We start from the raw sequence: 17,668 nt of genomic DNA, 5'->3' as shown, positions 1-17,668 counted from the left end.
CCCCCGTGGCCTTTTCCAATCCGGTGGTCGAGGCGGGCGTCGCCGGCCTGGCGGCGCTGTTCCGAGAGCGCGCCGTCACGCCGTCGGAGGCGGTCGAGGTCTATCTGAGCCGGATCGAGCGGCTGAACCCGCGCCTCAACGCCTTTCTGGCTGTGGATGAAGCAGGCGCGCGGGCGGCGGCCCTGGCCAGCGGCAAGCGCTGGGCGGCGGGGCGCCCCCTGTCGCCCATCGACGGCGTTCCGATCGGCATCAAGGCCAATATCGCGGCCGTCGGCCTGCCTTTGCACGCAGGCGTCGAGGCCTATCGCGATCAGGTCTCGGAGCGTGACGCCGTCTGCGTGTCGCGGTTGAAGGCCGCCGGGGCCGTGATCCTGGGCGTGTTGAACATGCATGAGGGGGCTCTGGGCGCCACGACCGACAATCCGGCTTTCGGCCGTTGTCATAATCCGCATCGGTTCGATTTCACGCCCGGGGGCTCGTCAGGCGGTTCGGGCGCGGCGGCGGCGGCGGGTCTTTGTGCGGCGGCGCTGGGCACAGACACTATGGGCAGCGTCCGCATCCCCTCTGGCTACTGCGGAATTTTCGGGCTGAAGCCGGGCCGGGGGCGGGTCTCGACCGAGGGGCTCATGGCGCTGTCGTGGACGCTGGACAATGTCGGTCCCCATGCTCGCTCTGCGCTGGACTGCCGCCTTGTTTTCGAGGCGATGATGCAGGGGCAGGCTGGGGCGGCGCCGAGCGGCGCGCCCTGGGCCGTTCTGGATTTCGCGGGCCAGGTCGAGGTGGAGCCGCAGGTGATTTCCGCCTTTGCGGATCGTGTCCAGCTGGCCCGCGACCTGGGACTGGCGATCGAGACGATCCGTCTGGATGACTATGACTTCGGCGCCGTGCGTCGGCTGGGGCTGTTGATCTCCGAAGTCGAGGGCCACGTCGTCCACGAGCAGGCTCTGGTTGAACGTCCTGAAGGGTTTTCAAAGGAGTTCGCGGGCGGTCTGGCCTGGGGCGCGCGTCAGTCGGCGCCGCGCCTGGCCAAGGCCTATCGTGAGCTGGAGGCGACGGCTCATCGCCTGAGGGGGCGGCTGTCCGACTATGCGGGCCTGCTGTCGCCCACAGCGCCTCAGCCGGCGTTTCCCTTTGATGCGGCGGTTCCGGTCAGCCAGGCGGACTTCACTGCCCTGGCCAATGTCGCGGGCCTGCCAGCGGTGGCGTTTCCGGCGGGGATGGCGGATGGCCTGCCGCTGTCCGTTCAGGTCATGGCCTGGAGCGAGGCTGACGCGCTCGACCTGGCGGACATACTGGCGGCGCCGGTCGAGACGCCGCCGGATTTCGCTGGTTGACGCTTTACCGATAGGGGAAGGTCGGCGTCCGCTTCTGCAGGAAGGCGTCGCGGCCCTCGCGGAAGTCTTCGCCCTCCAGCGAGTCCAGAAACCAGGCGCGGGTCGTATCGTCGTCCTGGGTCTGACCATCGAGAATCCGCCGGACAACGGCCTTGGTGCGCCGCGCGGACCATTGCGACGCCGAGGCTATGGCTTGCGCCTTGGCGGCGACGGCGCCGTCCAGATCCTCCGGCGAGCAGACGGAGTCGATCAGTCGAAGGCTAAGGGCCTCCTGAGCGGACAGGATACGGCCGGTGTAAAGGATGTCCTTCGCGGTCGATGGTCCAACGGCCTCAACCAGTCGGCGGGTGTCGCCCAGGCTGTACATCAGACCCAGCTTGCCGGGCGTGATTCCCAGCTTCGCCTTGTCCGACGCCATGCGGATGTCGCAGCACAGGGCCAGGCCCAGACCTCCGCCGACGCAGGGACCGGAAATGGCGGCGATCGTCGGCTTGGACAGATCAGCCAGCGCCTCCATCGCCTCGGCGATTTCGGCGGCGTATGCGGCGGCGCTGTCGCGTGTGGCGTAGACGGCTTCGAACTCGCCGATGTCGGCGCCTGCAGCAAAGGCGCCGCCCGCGCCTGTGACGGCCAGCACCTTGGCCGCAGGATCATTCGCGACCGTCTCGATCGCGCGGGGCAGGGCGCGCCACATCGCCTGGGTCAGCGCGTTGCGCTTGTCCGGCCGGTTGAGCGTCAGCAGCGCCACATCATCGGCGATGCTCAGCAGCAGGGCGCCGTCGGCAAAAGAATGGGACAAGGGATCACCTTCCTGGCTTGTCGTAAAAGTCTTATTGGGTATATCTTTATATCATTCGCTGAGCGTTCGACAGCGTCAATGAGATACCGAGGGAAACACCATGGCCGACCTCCGCAAGGAAATGCCCCTTCTGGCGCGCCACGAAGGCGTCTGGGAAGGCGTCTATATTCACGTTGATACCGATAATAACGTGATCGATCGTCACAAATCGCGCCTTCAGTGCCAGTTTCCGAGCGCCACCGAATATTATCAGATCAACACCTACACTTGGGATGACGGACGAACGGAGGAAATCCATTTCCCGTCGACTTATCGCGACGGCAAGATCTGGTGGGACAACGAACGGATCATCGGCAACTGCTGGGAAGCCGACCCTCAGACCATCATGCTGCGCTGGGAGCGCAAGGATATGCCGAATGCGTATCTCTACGAGATGATCCAGCTTTCCGCCGACGGCAATGATCGCGCCCGCACCTGGCACTGGTTCGAGAACGACGAACTGATCAAGCGCACCTGCATCAAGGAAAAGCGCGTCGGCTGATTTCTCGGTCTGATGATGCTCAAAGCCCTCGAAGATCGCTCTTCGAGGGCTTTTTCATGATCAGTGACCGGCCTGGCGCGCAGGGGGCGGCGAGGCGCGGCGCTCTGCGTCGATGCCTTCGCGGGCCACGGTCCAGCTTGTGGCGTTGGGCCGGGCGTCATCCAGCGGCGGCGGAGCGGCATAGGCCGGATAGTCGGCGGCGATAGCGTTGCGAAGCACGGGCGGCAGGGCCTCAATGCCATCGACGGGCTGCGACATGGCGTTGAACACCATCAGGCCCGGACGGCTGCCCATCTTCATGAAGGGCATCCACGGGGCGATACGCACCCACGACAGGATGGCGTTCGCCGTGTCCGTGCGGCTGCTGATCAAGGTGCGGCGGTCGGCGGCGAAGTCGAAAATCTCCATCGCGTGATACTGATTGCCGACATAGTCCTGATAGTCGCCCGCCAGGGGGTTGGGGTAGAAGAGCGGGATTTCCGCCGCCATGAAGACGCGCTCGCCCTGGATGCGGAACAGGGAGGCTAGAGGTCCGCCTTCAGCGTCGCGCTCGAAAAACGGCCTCTGGTTCACGGGGTCGTTGGCGACGTGGGCCACGGCGACCTCAGCCCCCGTCCACGGGTTCTTCCAGCGATCGATCTTTTCGCCGGTGACCGGGTCGAGGAAAAGCATCAATTCGCGAGAGACGAGACGAAAGCCCTGACCTCGAACCGGATCCTGAACCGTGGCGCAATGGCGAACATTCATCCCCTCGACCTTGAAGATCAGCCGGTCAGGCTCGCCCTCGACCCGCGACCACACGTTCCCGCTCCAGTGATAGACAAGGGGCTTGGCGTCGATCGTCGAGCAGTTGATCTTGCGCATCGCCGCCAGGACATCGCGCGGTTGGCTCAGGTCAAGATCGGCCGCAGCAGCGGATTGAGCGCCAAAACACGTCGAGGCGGCGATCAGGGCGGCGGCGGTCGTCTTCAGATAGGATTTCAAGGTCGACTCCGAACAACAGAGAGGTTCGCCGGCGGTGTCGGCGGCGCAGGGGCTTCAGCCCCGAGGCCTGTCGGCCTCGGGGCTGAAGCGTCTTAGAACTGATAACCCAGGCTGACGCCCATCATGCGTCGGTCGGCGCCGGTGACCAGGGGCGACGCCACCGAAAAATTGGTGGAATCATAGAAGCGTACGGCCGCCGTCGGCGTGTCGTCGTCCAGCAGGTTGTTGATGAAGAACTGATAGCTCAGAGCATCGGACCTGAGGGCCAGGCGCAGATCGACCGTCGTCTTGGCGCCGAAATACTGCATGTTGTCGGCGCGGACATAGGTCTTGCTTTGGTGCTGGACATCCAGCCGCCCTTCGAAGCGATAGTCGCCCCAGGCCGCCATTTCAAAGCGAGGCGACAGGGTGATCTTGTGATCCGGCACATAGGGCAGGTGGCGCCCGTCGAAATCCCAGGCTGGAAGGCCCAGCGCCGCCAGGGTTCCGTCCAGCGAGGCGTCGGCGAACTTCTCATAGCGCGCGCGGGTCCAGGCATAGCTGCCCACGATCGAGAGATAGTCGTTCAGGTAGAAGGACCCGTCCATCTCCAGCCCCGTCACCTTCGCCTCGGCGACGTTGCAGGTGTAGGTGCGCTGCGTCGAGGTCGTGCCCGGAGGGAAGGCGGACGCCGGATTCTGGCACGCCGCCTGCTGGTCCGACCAGTCGGTGTGGAACAGGGCGACATTGGTGCGCAGCCGACGGTTCATCCAGTCGAACTTGCCGCCCACCTCATAGTTCCAGCTGGTTTCAGGCTCGAAGGTGCGCTGGTCCGGGAAGATGTTGAGGTTCGGGTTGAACCCGCCCGTCTTCACGCCGCGCGCCACGCTGGCGTAGATCATTTTGCCGGGCTGAATCTTGTAGTCGACGATCAGGCGCGGCGTGGTGAACTCGAAGTCCTTTTCCAGGTCCGTGCGGAACTGGGACGCAGCGTCGCTCCCGGCCCTGGTCGGCGCCTGATGATAGGTCTGTTCTTCCTTCTGATAGCGCGCCTCCAGCGTCGCCGTCAGCTTGTCGGTAAAGGCGTAGGAGGCCGAGCCGAACACCGACCAGCTCTTGGTGGTGTTGACGATGTTCGGGAAGCCGAAAGCGCCAGCCGTCGCCGCGGCCAGACTGCGCTGAATTACATTGCTGTCGCCGTCGTAATAATAGGCTCCCATCAGCCAGCTCAGCGGACCGTCGCCGTTGGATGACAGGCGCAACTCCTGGCTGAAGTCGGTATAGGTCTCTTCAGCTGAAGAGGTGGCGAAGCCGGACGTGCCCACCGGAATCAGGCTGCCCGGCGCGAAGGGATAGCCGAAGTTCGTACAACCGCCCGCGCGGTCGCAGATGGTGTTGTCGCCATCATAGGTGAACTCGGCGTTGCGCTTGGCGTAGGCGGTGATCGACTTCAGCGAGACGCCGTCGAAATCGTAGTTCAGATCCAGGCTGGCGCGGAAAGTGTCCTGGCGGGTGCCATAGTCGCCGACCTCGAAAGTGGTCCGCTTGGTATTGACGTTGATGCGCCGGCCCAGCGGCTGAATCTCGCCTTCATACAACTGGTTGCGGATGGTGCCGGCCGGACCCCCGGCCACCGCGCCGGGATAGGCGTTTGTGCGCTGGACTTCGGATGCAGGTTGACCGGAGTCCTCATCGCTGGCCGTCAGGCGCAGGATGGCTGAGAAACGATCCGTCGGCGCGTAATCCAGGGTCAGCATTCCGCCATAGGTCTGGCTGTAATCCACCTTGCCGCCATCGATGGCGCTGACGTACCAGCCGTCGAATTCACGGCCGTAGGCGCCGGCGCTGAACCGCAGGGTGTCGGTGATTGGGCCGCTGACGCCCGCGGTCAGCTTGCGCAGTCCGTTGTCGCCGACCGTGCCTTCGACATGTCCCTTGAGCTCGGCCGACGGCCGGGCGCTGATGTAGTTGATGGCGCCGGCGAAGGTGTTCTGGCCATAGAGGGCCGATTGGGGACCACGCACGACCTCGATGCGTTCCAGGTCGGCCATCTCGATATCGACGCCGGCCTTGCCGCTCAGATAGACCCCGTCCAGGAACACGCCCACGTTCAATTGACCATAGGTCTGGGCCGCGCCGCGAATGATGGGAAGCTGGTTCTGGGCGCCGAACAGGGGAGTGAAGCTGAGACCAGGGGCGATCTTGGCCAGATCCGCCAGACGTTCGACCCGAGCCGATTTCAGCTCTTCCGACGTAACCGCCGCGATGGCCAGAGGGGTGTCTTGCAGAGATTCCTCTCGCCGTCGGGCCGTGACCAGGATGTCGCTTACTGCAGTGACGCCGCTTTGGGTCGGACGGGATGGTTCGGACTCCTGAGCCGCAGCAGGCATGCCGAACGTCAGGACGCCTGCGGCCGCCGAAAGCATCAGAAAGCACTTATTCCGGTAATGAAGCATCTATCTCCCCTTAATTTTCGGCCATTTTAATTGATATACCAATAGGCCTTATGCTGACACGTTCGATCATTTTTGACGCATAGCCAAGTGGAAACTTGCGTTGCGGCGATCCCAAAATTGGAATGAGGAAAATGACGAGGCTCGTTGGAGAAGGAGGCGGCGCAACCGGGGTGTCGCAAGTTGCGCCGCCATTTCTCAGAAACGCATGGATGTGCGGATGCCGAGTTCACGCCCTCTGGGGTGGGAGACCGTGATGCGCGGGGGGAAGACCACCGAAGCGCCGTCGACGTAGTTATTCAGGAACACATCGCGGAAGGCGAAGGTAGGCCGCCGGTCATCAAAGAGGTTTTCAACGAAGGCCTCGAAGCGGAAGCGCTCGTTTTCCATGCCGAACCGGCCGTTGACCAGAGAGCGGCTGGGAATGACTGTCAGATTGGTGGCGTCCATAAAGGACTCGGCCCGATAAGATGCGTCGATGTGGAAAAAGCCCGTGTAGTCATTCAGCACAGGCCGGCGGTAACCCAGCGACCCAGTGAGTTGCCACTTGGGAGCGGCCTGCAGTCGTTGACCGCTGACATCGCCGTCGGGCCCGAACGACGGGAAATTGGCGTAGCCGGCGTTCATGGCGTGGCTGTAGGTGGCGTCGGTATAGGAGACGCCCAGGCTGGCGCTGAGTTCTTGCGTCGGGCGCAGATTGATCTGGGCTTCAAAGCCCTTTGACTCTGCGTCGCCGAGGTTGCGGGTCACGGCGATCGGCGGCGCCTGGGTCTGATCCAGAACCGGAATCTGAATCTGCGTCCAGTCGATGAAGAAGGCGTTGAGGTCCAGAACAACGCGCGCGTTCAGCAGGCTGGCCTTGGCGCCGACCTCATAGGTCCAATTGTATTCAGGGTCGTATTGCTCGGTTGGCGCGTTCAGGTCGAAGCCGCCGGGCTTCGCGCCACGTGCGGCCGAAGTGTAGAGAAGCAGGTCGCGGTTGGGCTTGTATTGAAGGCTGACGCGCGGCGTCCAGGTGCGGAAGCTCAGCGTTTTGTCTATGGCCGCGCTGGGCTGGCCGATGTTCGATGCGGGCCGGGTCGTGTGTTGCCGTTCGTATCCGTACCGCAGTTCGCCTCGCAGCGTCAGCTTGTCTGTGACATCGCCTTCCAGATAGCCGAAAGCCGACAGGTTTTTGACCTCACGCTCGACGGTCTTATCGAAGTGGACGCCGTCGAAGAAGGTGCCCCAGGGACCTGGAACCGGGAAGGTGGCGGCAAAGTCCGCAGGCAGGGGTTCGGTGATTACGCCATCAAAGTTCGGACGGACCTGCGTGCCGGAAAAATAGTAGGCGCCGATGCTGCCGCGCACGGCGGCGTGCTGGGGCGAGGTCAGACGAATTTCCTGGCTGAATTCGCGGAAGGTAGGCGTGCCTTCCTCGCGCAGTATGTCAGTCTCAAAGGTGCGGATCGCGCCGGTCGGCGTGCGATACATATACACGGGCTGGATGCCGCGGCCCGCATCTGTCAGGGCGCTAAGCTCGACATCGTTGTATCCCGTAATCCAGCCAAGTTGCCAATCGCCCAGATCGACGCGCGCATCCAGGAATGCATGGAGAGTCTCGCGCGTTTGACCATAGGCGTCGGGGTGCGAACTCAACTCGTTCTTGTCCAGGGTCGGCAGCACGCCGCACCAGGCCTGATTTACGCCCCTTGAGGGTTCGCAGTTCGGCTTAAGTCCGGACACCGCCGGGGGGCTGATCTTGTCATCGGAATAGTAGAGGCCGGCGATGATCTCGGTTGCGGCGTTCGGCGTGAAGCGCGTGGTCCCCTGAAAAGTGCGATAGGCGTAACCGCCCAGCGTGGGGCCGCCGGTCACGTTGCGGTGGCTGCCCTCGTATTCGCTATGAGACGCGGTCAGTTTGACCGCCAGGACGTCTTTGATCAGCGGCGCCGATACAGAGCCGACGACCGCCAGGCGACCATGCGTGCCGTATGTGAGCTCCGCCCGACCTGAATAGCTGTCAGACGGTCTTTTGGAGATGATGTTGATGGCGCCCGAGAAGGCGTTGCGACCATAGAGCGCGCTTTGCGGTCCCTTGACGACTTCAATACGCTCGATGTCCGCCTGAGCGAAGTTCAGGGCTTCGCGGGCGCCTGTGTAAACGCCGTCGATGAATATGGCGACGTTCGGGTCGGAACCGAACAGGTCCGTCTGAGCCACGCCTCGCACGATGGGCGTAGGCACGAACTCGCCGATCACCGACGTGAAATTCAGGCCGGGCGTAAGGCGAGCGACATCGTTGAGGTCTTGAATGCCTTCATTCTGAATCCGGTTCGCATCGAAGGCGGCGATCGCCAGTGGAATGTCCGACAGTCGTTCAGCCTGCTTGCGCGCGGTGACGACAACCTCGTCGACTTCGAATTGAGTGTTGATGTCCTGCGACGCCGTCTGGCTTGTCTGAGCCGCGGCGGTCATAGGAAGAAGTGCGAATGCAGCGGCGGATATGCTCAGCGCGGCCTTGTACTTCATGGGTTCCTCCTCCTTTGTATTTGGTTTTCTGTTCGACAGCGCCAAGAGCCTCCCAACTCATTGGCGTTTACAGTTGGGCGAGTACTGTCTCTGCGGCGCGGGCGCCGGATTCCAGCGCCCCTTCCATGCCGGTGGCCGAACGGGCCATGTGCTCACCGGCGAAATGCAGACGCTGACCTTCAGCGACGACCGCACGCGCCAGCATGTCGGCCTGACCGGCGCCGATATGGTGATAGACGCCGCGCGCCAGGGGTTCTTTTCTCCAGCTGAAAAGACGTTCCAGCTTCAGCTTGCCTTGCGCCGAAGGGCGAACAGCTTCCAATCGGGCGATGATGGCCGCCCCGGCGTCCGCAGACGGCATGCGGTCCACCGCAAGAGCGTCCGCGCCGCTTAGCCATACCTTGAGCATGGCGGGGGAATCGCCAAGGACGAATACGCGACCGATCATCGGATCGTCGCTCCAGATCATCCGGGGCAGACCGTCGTGGTTCCAGAACGGCTCGCTGGCCGACAGATAGGCGAAGCTGGCCTGGCTGTAGGGGAGGGTGGCGATGACGTCTCGCATCGCCGGAAACGAGGGGCCTTCCACGCTGATTTCGCGAAGCGCGGCGAAGGGGATGGTGCAGATGGCCTGCCTGGCGATGAGCGGGGCGCCTCCGTCGATGTGGATTTTGACGCCGCGTGCAGTCTCTTCGATGCCGGTCACGCGCTGGCCCAGTCGTGGTTCAGCCGTCATGGCGGCGGCCATGGCCTCAGGCAGGCGCTGAGAGCCGCCGCTGACCACGCTGAGCGAGGCCTGGGGGCCTGCTGACGCATAGAAGGTCGCTGAGCGGGCTCCATTCAGAGCTGAGTAGGCGCCCATGCCGTGTCGATCGAGATTGGCTGCGATTAAGCGCACAGCTTCCTCGCTGGCGCCCGCCGCTCTCAAAGCTGCATCATAGGCGATATCAAGTTGTCTGCCTTCTTCACCTCGCCAAGAGTCCACACTGGACAGGCCGGGAAGGCGCCGGGCGTACAGGCCGCTGAGCGCGATCGGGGGAAGGTTGCGTTCAGCGCCCTCCAGAAGGTTGGCTGGCGAATTCGGCCAATGCTCCGCGGTCACCGTTTCGCCCCGCACGTGATAGAGCGCAGCTCGATCAAATTCTCCGCCAGGGACCAGTTCTACGCCCAGTTCGCGGGCGAAACCGATCAGGCGATGATAGTTGCTGCCGATCTGGATGCCGCCGGCATCCGGCCGACCGGGCAAATCATCAAGGGTGAACAGGCGGCCGCCGACCCGGGAGGCGCCTTCCAGAACTGCGACGCGGGCCCCTGCGGATTCCAGGGTTCTGGCGGCCGCCAAGCCGCTCAAACCCGCTCCGATAACGACAGCGTCCAGAACCGGCTCGCTTCGCGCCTTTGCTGGCCTTATCGAAGCTGCGCCGACGCTGGCGCTGCCTGCTGCAAGAAAGAGGCGACGCGACAGCGTCATTCCGCCGCCTCCGGGACGAACGAGCGCCCTCCAGGAAGGTCGTTCGCTTGGTGCCATCCGATGCCGCCATTTCGTTGGGCGCGATCAGCGAAAACCCACCCACGGCTGAAGACACTCATGAGGCGTTTTCCCCCAAATGACTCATTGATGTGTCATTTGGTCATCCCGAATAAACTTTGTCCAGACAAATTGCATAAGGGAAGTTGACAAAAATCACAATTGAAGATCAGTGTAGTTGACGCTCGATGGATGTAAGATAATTTTCCAGTTTGTCTGCGAGACAAAATATTTATACTGTTATAAAGTATTGGTCATTGAAAATGTTCATGGAGCTTAAAATCTAATCGTCTTGAAAGTAATAGCTTTGCAGGTTTTTCTCGTTTTCTGGCGGTGAATGGAGGGTGGTTTGTTCGGGGGTGTCTGTATGTTGACGCGAGTCGGGGTTTCGAGCGGCCTAGCGGCCTTGGCGATATTCTTGGCGACGAACAGTGTTCACGCTGAGGTCGCGCCGCGCGCGCCGGAGGTGACGACGTCCAGCGGCGTTTTGCGAGGCGTCATGGCGGACGGCGTCACGATTTTTCGCGGAATCCCTTTCGCTGCGTCGACGGCAGGCGAGGGGCGCTGGCGTCCGCCTGCGCCGGCTCATCCCTGGGACGGCGTTCGCGATGCTTCGCGGCACGGCCCCGCGTGTCCGCAGTCGGTTGCGAGGGGAAATAGGGTCGCGGCGTTCGGCATGGACGAAGACTGCCTCAGTCTGGCGGTCTACAGCCCGCAACTGGATGCACAGACCAAGGCGCCGGTGATGGTTTGGATCCACGGCGGTAATGCACGTTTCGGTTCAGGCGCTCTTTACGATGGCTCCGCGCTGGCGCGACGCGGCGTTGTTGTCGTGACCATCAACTACCGTCTGGATCGCCTGGGGCTCTTTGCTCATCCTTCGCTTACCGCGGCTCAATCCGATGAGCCTTTGGCTAACTATGGATTGATGGACATGATGGCGGCCCTGGATTGGGTTCAGGCCAACATCGCGACCTTCGGGGGTGATCCGGATAATGTCACCATATTCGGTCAGTCTTCCGGCTCGGTTGCAGTGACGGCCTTGATGGCGTCGCCGCTGTCTGCTGGAAAATTTCACAAGGCCATCGCTCAGAGCGGCAATGTCAGCATTGACTATCCCCGCTATCTCTCTCGCTCAACACCGGCCGCTATGTCTTTGGAAGCTGATGGGGGAGCGATGGCGCGGGTCCTGGGCCTTCCGGCGGATAAAGAAGCGGATGGCCTGAGGGCGCTGCCCTGGCAGGATGTTCTCGTCTATACAGAGACTGAGATGGCGAACGCCATGATCCCGGTCATCGACGGTCGAGTTTTGCCGGATAATCCCGGCCGCATCTTTCGCGAAGGTCGCAATCAGCCGGCGGCCCTTATGATCGGCTCGACGAGCTGGGAGGAGGGCGTCGCGGCGCGCTTTCCGCTACCGCTCGATAGCGTCCTGCATGGGCAGGACCCGAGCGAGGCGCGTGCGGTCTATGGTTCGCTGGATGATCGGGAATTGGCGCAGAAGTGGTTCTCTGACACGGCTTTCCACGCGCCCGCTCAATTCCTGGCCGCCGAGACAGCCCGGCAGGGGCGGGCGGCCTATGTCTATCGCTACGCGTTTCTTTCCAGCGAACGTCGGGGTCGCCAGCCGGGCGCCAATCATGGCGATGAGGTTCCTCTTGTGTTCGGCAGCCAGTTCAGCGAGGGGCAGGGCGACGCTGACGATATCGCGATCTCCAACCTCCTTGGCGAGTACTGGACGAACTTTGCAAAGAATGGCGATCCAAACAGGAATGGTTCGACGGACTGGCCAGCTTACCGGCTAGATGATGAAAGCGTGTTGATCATTGATCAAACTCGATCCGTTCAATCTTATCGGTCCGATCCCCAGATTCGTTATCATCTGGAAAGATATGAGGCGATTGTCACGACGAACGATGATTAGCTTTGGCGCGGCTTCAGCGTAAGCTCTGACTGGACGAGGAAACGTGAGTCTTCTCGTTCCGGGCGCTTGAGAATGTAGCTGGCGGCCTAAAGCGAGGCGGCTTCAGGGCTGTAGGCCTCATTCTTCGAAAGGCGGCATCGGCTCGGATGGCGGACAGGGTGGGATTCGAACCCACGGTAGGCTTCCACCTACGGCGGTTTTCAAGACCGCTGCCTTAAACCACTCGGCCACCTGTCCAGCGCGACTCGGCGCGCTCGCGTGCATAGCCGTAAAGCTGTCCGTGATCCAAGCAGAAAGCGCGGGTCAGGCCGAGGTCGCCGCGCGTGTGGAGCGGGTGACCAGCCAGATGCCGCCGCAGACCAGGATCAGGGCGATCAGATAGCTCCATTTGAACATCGACTCGCCCAGGAAGGCGGCGGACAGAGTCACGCCGAAGACGGGAATCAGGAAGTTGAAGGCCGCAATCAGGCCGACTGGATGGTGTTTCAGCAGTATGCTCCAGACAGCGAAGGCGATCGATGACAACAGAGCCAGATAGAGCAACAGCGCGCCCGAGGCGGCGTTCAGCGTCTCCAGATGGCCGCCCGCAGCCCACCCGGCTCCGGTCAGTACGGCGCCGCCGATGAACAACTGCCAGCCTGTCATGACCATCGGATCCAACTGGCGCGAGACGCGCTTGCCGTAGATGGAGGCCGCCGCCAGAACAAAGGCGGCGATGACGATGAAACCTTCGCCCAGCAAGCTGAAGTCGAACCCAAGGCCTGACCCGCCCAGATTGACGACGACGACGCCCAGAAAACCGATCAGGCAGCCGAGCGCCTTTCGTCCGTTGAGGCGGTCGTCGGCATACAGATAGTGAGCCAGGACCACGCTGAAGAAGACGCTGGTGGAGTTCATGATCGACGACTTCACGCCGGTCGCATGCGCCAGGCCGATATAGAAGAAGACGTATTGGATCGCAGTCTGCGTCAGGCCCAGCAGGGCCACCTGCGCCGTCTGGCGTCGCTCAAGCCTCAGCACCGGCTTCTTCAGCGCGGCGGCGACGAACAGCAGGATCAGTCCCGCCAGGGCGAACCTCCACCCGGCGAAAACCAACTGACTGGCGATGTCGTCCTGGGCGATGTGCAGCAGGGCGTAGCCGCCCTTCACCGCAGGGAAGGCGCTGCCCCATAGGGCGCAGCACAGGGTGGCGAGAATGAAGACCCCGGAACGGGTCTGATACAGCGATGGGGCCAAAATCTGCTTCGGGGAGGGGGAGGGAAGAAGACGCGCGACGTTCAGCCGCGCTCATAGGCGCAAACGCGACGTTAACCAAACCGGAAACCGTTCGGGCGCATAAGGAGGGCCTGTCAGTCGGTCGGAGTGCGTCGAAACCATGTGGGCCCGGATCCTGAGAGCGGCGGTGGTCGCCGCCGCCTTTTCGACCCTGGCGGCGTGCGCCAGCCTGGGCGGAGGGCGCGAGGCGCCGCTGAAGCCGCCGGTGGTGACCGACCCCGCGCCGATCGTTTCCGGGACCATGCGGCCCTACCAGGTCCGTGGCCGCTGGTATCACCCGAAGGAGCAGCCCAACTATGACGAGGTGGGACAGGCGTCATGGTACGGCTCCTATCACCACGGCCGCTCGACCTCGACGGGCGAGCGTTTCGACATGAACGGCCTGACGGCGGCTCACAAGACCCTGCCGCTGCCCAGTCTGGTCGAGGTCACCAACCGGGCGAACGGGCGTCGGGTCATCCTGCGCGTCAATGATCGCGGCCCCTTCGTCGACGGGCGGATCATCGACCTGTCGCGCGGCGCGGCTGAGGAGTTGGGCCTGCTGAATCAGGGGGTGGGCGAGGTGCGGGTCCGCTATGTCGGCCGGGCCCCGCGTCAGGGCGGCGGGACGCCGATGCAGCGCGCAGAAGCGGCGCCTGCCCGCAACGACGCCGCGCCGAGCCGAGAGGCGGGAGCGCGTCCTTATTATGAAGTCGCGACGGCGCCGCCACCCGCGTCGGCTCAGGCGCCTGCGCCTCAGCCTGTTCCGTCTTACGCTGCTCCTGCCGCCGCCTATTGGGTGCAGGCCGGGGCCTATTCGGATCGGCGCGGCGCAGACCGGGTGGCCCGCCGCCTCGGCGACCGCGCCTCTATCCAGAACCTCGACCGGGACGGCCGGACCCTGTTTCGTGTCGTCGTCGGTCCCTGGCCCGATGCGACGGCTGCTGAACGCGCGCGTCAGGCCGTGATTGCGCGCGGTTTCAGCGACGCCCTGTTGATAGGCGGCTGACGGGTCTTGCGTCCGTCGCGCGGGTCGCCATTGTGCGCGGGTGCAGCGAGGCAGATTCATCACGTTCGAAGGCGGCGAAGGCGCTGGCAAGACCACACAGGCGCGCCTGTTGGTCGAGCGGCTGCGCGCCGCTGGGCTGGACGTGGTCCAGACGCGGGAGCCGGGAGGCTCGCCGGGGGCTGAGGAAATCCGCAATATCGCCGTGTCGGGCGAGGCGGACCGCTGGTCCGCACGCACCGAGACCCTGCTGATGTACGCCGCCCGGTCCGACCATCTGGAGCGCACGATCCGCCCCGCGCTGGAAGCAGGACATTGGGTGGTGTGCGACCGCTTCGCCGATTCGAGCCGCGTCTATCAGGGCGCAGGCGGCGGCGCGCCCGAGAGCCTGATCGAGGCGCTGGACGCTGCGGTGGTCGACGGCGATCAACCGGACCTGACCCTGGTGTTCGACCTGCCGGTGGATGTGGGCCTGGAACGCGCCTTTGGTCGCGGGCTGTTCGAGACGCGCTTTGAATCCAAGGGCATAACCTTCCATCAGAAGCTCCGCGAAGGCTTTCTGGAAGTGGCTGAGCGCCACCCCGACCGCTGTGTCGTCATCGACGCGACGGGCGAGGTCGATGAGGTGTCCGAACGCCTCTGGACGGTGGTGGAGGCGCGGCTGCTTTGAGCGAGCATCCGCGCGACCGGTTCGATCTGATCGCCGACCTCAAGGCCGAAGAGGCTTTTCTGGACGCGCTGGACCGTGGCCGTCTGCACCACGCCTGGCTTCTGTGCGGCGTCGAGGGATCGGGCAAGGCCAGCTTCGCCTACCGCGCCGCGCGGCGTCTGCTGGGCGCGGCGCCGGATCCTTCGCGCGGGCCGCTCGGCGCCGCGCCGCACGATCCCGTCAGTCGTCTGGTTTCGGCTCAGTCGCACCCTGATCTGCTGGTGCTTGAGCGTCTGATCGAGGGCGGCAAGCAGAAGAAGTCGATCTCGGTCGAACAGGCCCGCGACCTGCCGGAGTTCTTCGCCAAAAGCCCGTCCCAGGCGCGGCATCGGGTGGCGATCATCGACGCTGCCGACGACCTGAACGTCAATGCCGCCAATGCCTTGTTGAAGATTCTTGAGGAGCCGCCTGAAAGCGGGGTTCTGTTCCTGGTGACGCACGCGCCGGGCCGTTTGCTGGCGACCATCCGCTCGCGGTGTCGCCGTCTCAGCTTTCCGGTCTGGCCCGAACATCGTCTGGCAGAGCTGGTCCAGCGCCGCACCGGCGTGTCGCCGTCGGAGGCGGATGAGGCGGCGCGTATGGCCGGCGGCTCGCCGGGCGCCGCGCTGGATCTGGCGTCCGGCGCCATGTCCGAAACGGATCGTCTGGCGCGCAGTTGGGTCGAAGGCGGCGCTGTGGACCGCGCCGAGCAACTGGCCGTGGCTGACGGCTTTCGCGGCGCCGAAGGTCAGGCGCGGTTCGACGCCCTGATGGATCGGCTGATCGCGGCGGTGAAGCGGCGTGCGGTCGAGACCGGCGGCCGCGAGGGCGCCCTGTGGGCTGAGCTGTGGGGGCGGCTGTCGGAACTGCCGGACCGCGCGGCGGGCCTGAATATGGACAAGGGCGATGTGCTGGCCGGGGCCCTGGCCGACATCGCCCGCGTCAAGGCATCGGTATGAGGGCGTTCACCTGAAATGATCATCGACAGTCACGTCAATCTTCACGCGCCCCAGTTCGATGAAGACCGCGACGCCGTGATCGCGCGCGCGAGAGAGGCGGGCGTGCGGCTGATGGTCGAGATTTCGGACAAGCTGTCGACCTTTGACGCGACCCACGCGCTGGCGATGAACAACGCCGACATCTGGTGCACGGTCGGGGTGCATCCCCACGAGGCCAAGGACTACGCCGACCTGACGGCCGATTGTCTGGTCGAGCTGGCGCAGCGTCCGCGCGTCATCGGCATCGGGGAGTGCGGACTGGACTTCCATTACGACCTCAGCCCTCGCGACGTGCAGGCGGCGGTATTCCGACAGCATATCGAGGCGGCGCGCCGTACCGGGCTGCCGCTGGTCATCCACACCCGTGAGGCGGATGAGGTTATGGCCGACATCCTGCGCGAAGAACATGGGCGGGCGCCGTTCAAATTCCTCATGCACTGCTACACCAGCGGCATGGAACTGGCTGAACTAGCGATGGAATTGGACGGTTGGTTCTCTGTTTCCGGCATCGCCACCTTCAAGGCGGCCGAAGAGGTGAGGGCGGTGATCCGCCGGATGCCCGAAGACCGTATCATCGTCGAGACGGACTGCCCCTATCTGGCGCCGATCCCGCATCGGGGCCGCCGCAACGAGCCGGCCTATGTCGGCCTGGTGCTGGCCAAGCTGGCCGAGATTCGAGGATGGACGCCGGAACAGGCGGATCGCCTGACGACCGACGCCTTCTTCAACCTGTTCGACCGTATCCCCCGGCCCGCCGAATGAGAGAACTGGAGATCGTTATCCTGGGGTGCGGTTCGTCGGGCGGGGTGCCCCGCGGCGACGGCGACTGGGGAGACTGCAATCCGGCCGAGCCGCGCAACCGGCGCACCCGCTGTTCCATGCTGGCCCGTCTTCATGGTCCCGATGGCGTGACCAGCGTGGTCGTCGACACCTCGCCTGACTTCCGCCAGCAGATGCTGATGGCGGATGTCCGGGGCATCGACGGGGTCCTCTATACCCACGACCATGCGGACCAGACCCACGGCATCGACGATCTGCGGGTCTTCGCCGCCCATGCGCGGGGACGCATTCCGGCCTGGATGGATGAGCCGACCCATGCGGCCCTGACACGACGATTCGACTACATCTTCGAGAGCCAGCACGGCTATCCGGCCATCGTTGAGGCGCGTCCGCTTCCGCCGCACGGCTGTCGCTGGAGCGTGCCGGGGCCGGGAGGGGATCTGCCTGTCGTCACCTTCGACCAGGCGCACGGTCCGATTCGATCTGTCGGTTACAGGATCGGCGGGGTGGTCTATTCCAGCGACGTGTCCGACCTTGATGACGAGGCGCTGGAAGCAGTGCGCGGGGCTGACCTGTGGATATTGGACGCCCTTCGTTACACGCCTCATCCGACCCACGCCCATGTCGACAAGGCGCTGGACTGGATCGCGCAGACGGGCGTGAAGCAGGCCGTGCTAACTAATCTGCATATCGATCTGGACTATCAGCGATTGAAGCGAGAGCTTCCGGCCAATGTCGATGTCGCTTATGACGGTTGGCGTGACCGACTTTTGCTGGACGAGGCTCAGGCTGCGGTGTGACGCAGGCCTGTCCATGCAAAAATATGTGATGTGCCATAGAGGTTTTATCGGCTATTCGCTGCGGCTGAGATGCGGGCGGTGGGGCCCTC

14 protein-coding genes and 1 tRNA gene are annotated in these 17,668 nt (G+C 63.7%); 8 read left to right on the top strand and 7 right to left on the bottom strand.

Features of this window, described 5'->3' with window-relative positions; genetic code table 11:
* Positions 1-5 precede the first annotated feature (5 nt).
* Entirely contained in the window at positions 6-1,334 is a 1,329-nt protein-coding gene (locus D1604_RS02950; RefSeq protein WP_199683643.1) for an amidase, read from the top strand.
* A 4-nt stretch (positions 1,335-1,338) separates the two neighbouring features.
* Here the strand turns inward: D1604_RS02950 and D1604_RS02945 are convergent, their stop codons facing one another.
* Positions 1,339-2,133: an enoyl-CoA hydratase/isomerase family protein gene (locus D1604_RS02945; protein ID WP_199683641.1), complete on the bottom strand. Its 795-nt coding sequence runs from the start codon at positions 2,131-2,133 to the stop codon at positions 1,339-1,341.
* Between the two features lie 100 nt (positions 2,134-2,233).
* Here D1604_RS02945 and D1604_RS02940 point away from each other — a divergent pair, with 100 nt between their 5' ends.
* Positions 2,234-2,674, top strand: coding sequence for a DUF3598 domain-containing protein (locus D1604_RS02940; RefSeq protein ID WP_119412116.1), 441 nt, complete (start codon positions 2,234-2,236; stop codon positions 2,672-2,674).
* A 60-nt stretch (positions 2,675-2,734) separates the two neighbouring features.
* Here D1604_RS02940 and D1604_RS02935 read toward each other — a convergent pair whose 3' ends face one another.
* From D1604_RS02935 to D1604_RS02920, 4 genes are all read right to left on the bottom strand, one after another.
* A complete protein-coding gene (locus D1604_RS02935; protein ID WP_119412115.1) occupies positions 2,735-3,658 on the bottom strand; it encodes a DUF1838 family protein in 924 nt (307 codons plus the stop codon).
* Between the two features lie 92 nt (positions 3,659-3,750).
* Positions 3,751-6,063 carry a TonB-dependent receptor gene (locus tag D1604_RS02930; protein WP_158584908.1) on the bottom strand — a complete coding sequence of 771 codons (2,313 nt, stop codon included), beginning with the start codon at positions 6,061-6,063 and terminating at the stop codon, positions 3,751-3,753.
* 225 nt (positions 6,064-6,288) lie between these two features.
* Positions 6,289-8,601: a TonB-dependent receptor gene (locus D1604_RS02925; protein WP_119412113.1), complete on the bottom strand. Its 2,313-nt coding sequence runs from the start codon at positions 8,599-8,601 to the stop codon at positions 6,289-6,291.
* Positions 8,602-8,668: 67 nt separating this feature from the next.
* Positions 8,669-10,072 (bottom strand): flavin monoamine oxidase family protein, encoded by a 1,404-nt coding sequence (locus tag D1604_RS02920; RefSeq protein ID WP_255413931.1) that lies wholly within the window; start codon positions 10,070-10,072, stop codon positions 8,669-8,671.
* A gap of 394 nt (positions 10,073-10,466) precedes the next feature.
* Here D1604_RS02920 and D1604_RS02915 point away from each other — a divergent pair, with 394 nt between their 5' ends.
* Positions 10,467-12,053: a carboxylesterase/lipase family protein gene (locus tag D1604_RS02915; protein WP_119412111.1), complete on the top strand. Its 1,587-nt coding sequence runs from the start codon at positions 10,467-10,469 to the stop codon at positions 12,051-12,053.
* 147 nt (positions 12,054-12,200) lie between these two features.
* Here D1604_RS02915 and D1604_RS02910 read toward each other — a convergent pair.
* Positions 12,201-12,290: transfer RNA gene (locus tag D1604_RS02910), tRNA-Ser, on the bottom strand.
* Between the two features lie 66 nt (positions 12,291-12,356).
* Positions 12,357-13,289, bottom strand: coding sequence for a DMT family transporter (locus tag D1604_RS02905; RefSeq protein WP_119412110.1), 933 nt, complete (start codon positions 13,287-13,289; stop codon positions 12,357-12,359).
* A 139-nt stretch (positions 13,290-13,428) separates the two neighbouring features.
* Here D1604_RS02905 and D1604_RS02900 point away from each other — a divergent pair, with 139 nt between their 5' ends.
* The 5 genes from D1604_RS02900 to D1604_RS02880 are packed head-to-tail and all read left to right on the top strand — an operon-like array spanning position 13,429 to position 17,579.
* Positions 13,429-14,316 (top strand): septal ring lytic transglycosylase RlpA family protein, encoded by an 888-nt coding sequence (locus tag D1604_RS02900; protein WP_119412109.1) that lies wholly within the window; start codon positions 13,429-13,431, stop codon positions 14,314-14,316.
* 40 nt (positions 14,317-14,356) lie between these two features.
* On the top strand, positions 14,357-14,983 hold the full coding sequence (gene tmk / locus D1604_RS02895; RefSeq protein WP_119412108.1) for a dTMP kinase: 627 nt from the start codon (positions 14,357-14,359) through the stop codon (positions 14,981-14,983).
* Positions 14,980-15,960 carry a DNA polymerase III subunit delta' gene (locus D1604_RS02890; protein WP_024352636.1) on the top strand — a complete coding sequence of 327 codons (981 nt, stop codon included), beginning with the start codon at positions 14,980-14,982 and terminating at the stop codon, positions 15,958-15,960. The genes tmk and D1604_RS02890 overlap by 4 nt, the downstream gene beginning before the upstream one ends.
* Positions 15,961-15,975: 15 nt before the next feature.
* Complete coding sequence (locus tag D1604_RS02885) at positions 15,976-16,761, top strand: TatD family hydrolase (RefSeq protein ID WP_119412107.1); 786 nt, start codon at positions 15,976-15,978, stop codon at positions 16,759-16,761.
* Positions 16,758-17,579, top strand: coding sequence for an MBL fold metallo-hydrolase (locus tag D1604_RS02880; RefSeq protein WP_119412106.1), 822 nt, complete (start codon positions 16,758-16,760; stop codon positions 17,577-17,579). Before D1604_RS02885 ends, D1604_RS02880 begins: the two co-directional genes overlap by 4 nt.
* Positions 17,580-17,668 lie beyond the last annotated feature (89 nt).

The sequence above is a fragment of the Brevundimonas sp. LPMIX5 genome (assembly GCF_003576505.1).
GTDB classification, from domain to species: domain Bacteria; phylum Pseudomonadota; class Alphaproteobacteria; order Caulobacterales; family Caulobacteraceae; genus Brevundimonas; species Brevundimonas naejangsanensis.
Note: the sequence above shows the minus strand (reverse complement) of the source record. Positions and strands in the feature narration are given on the sequence as shown.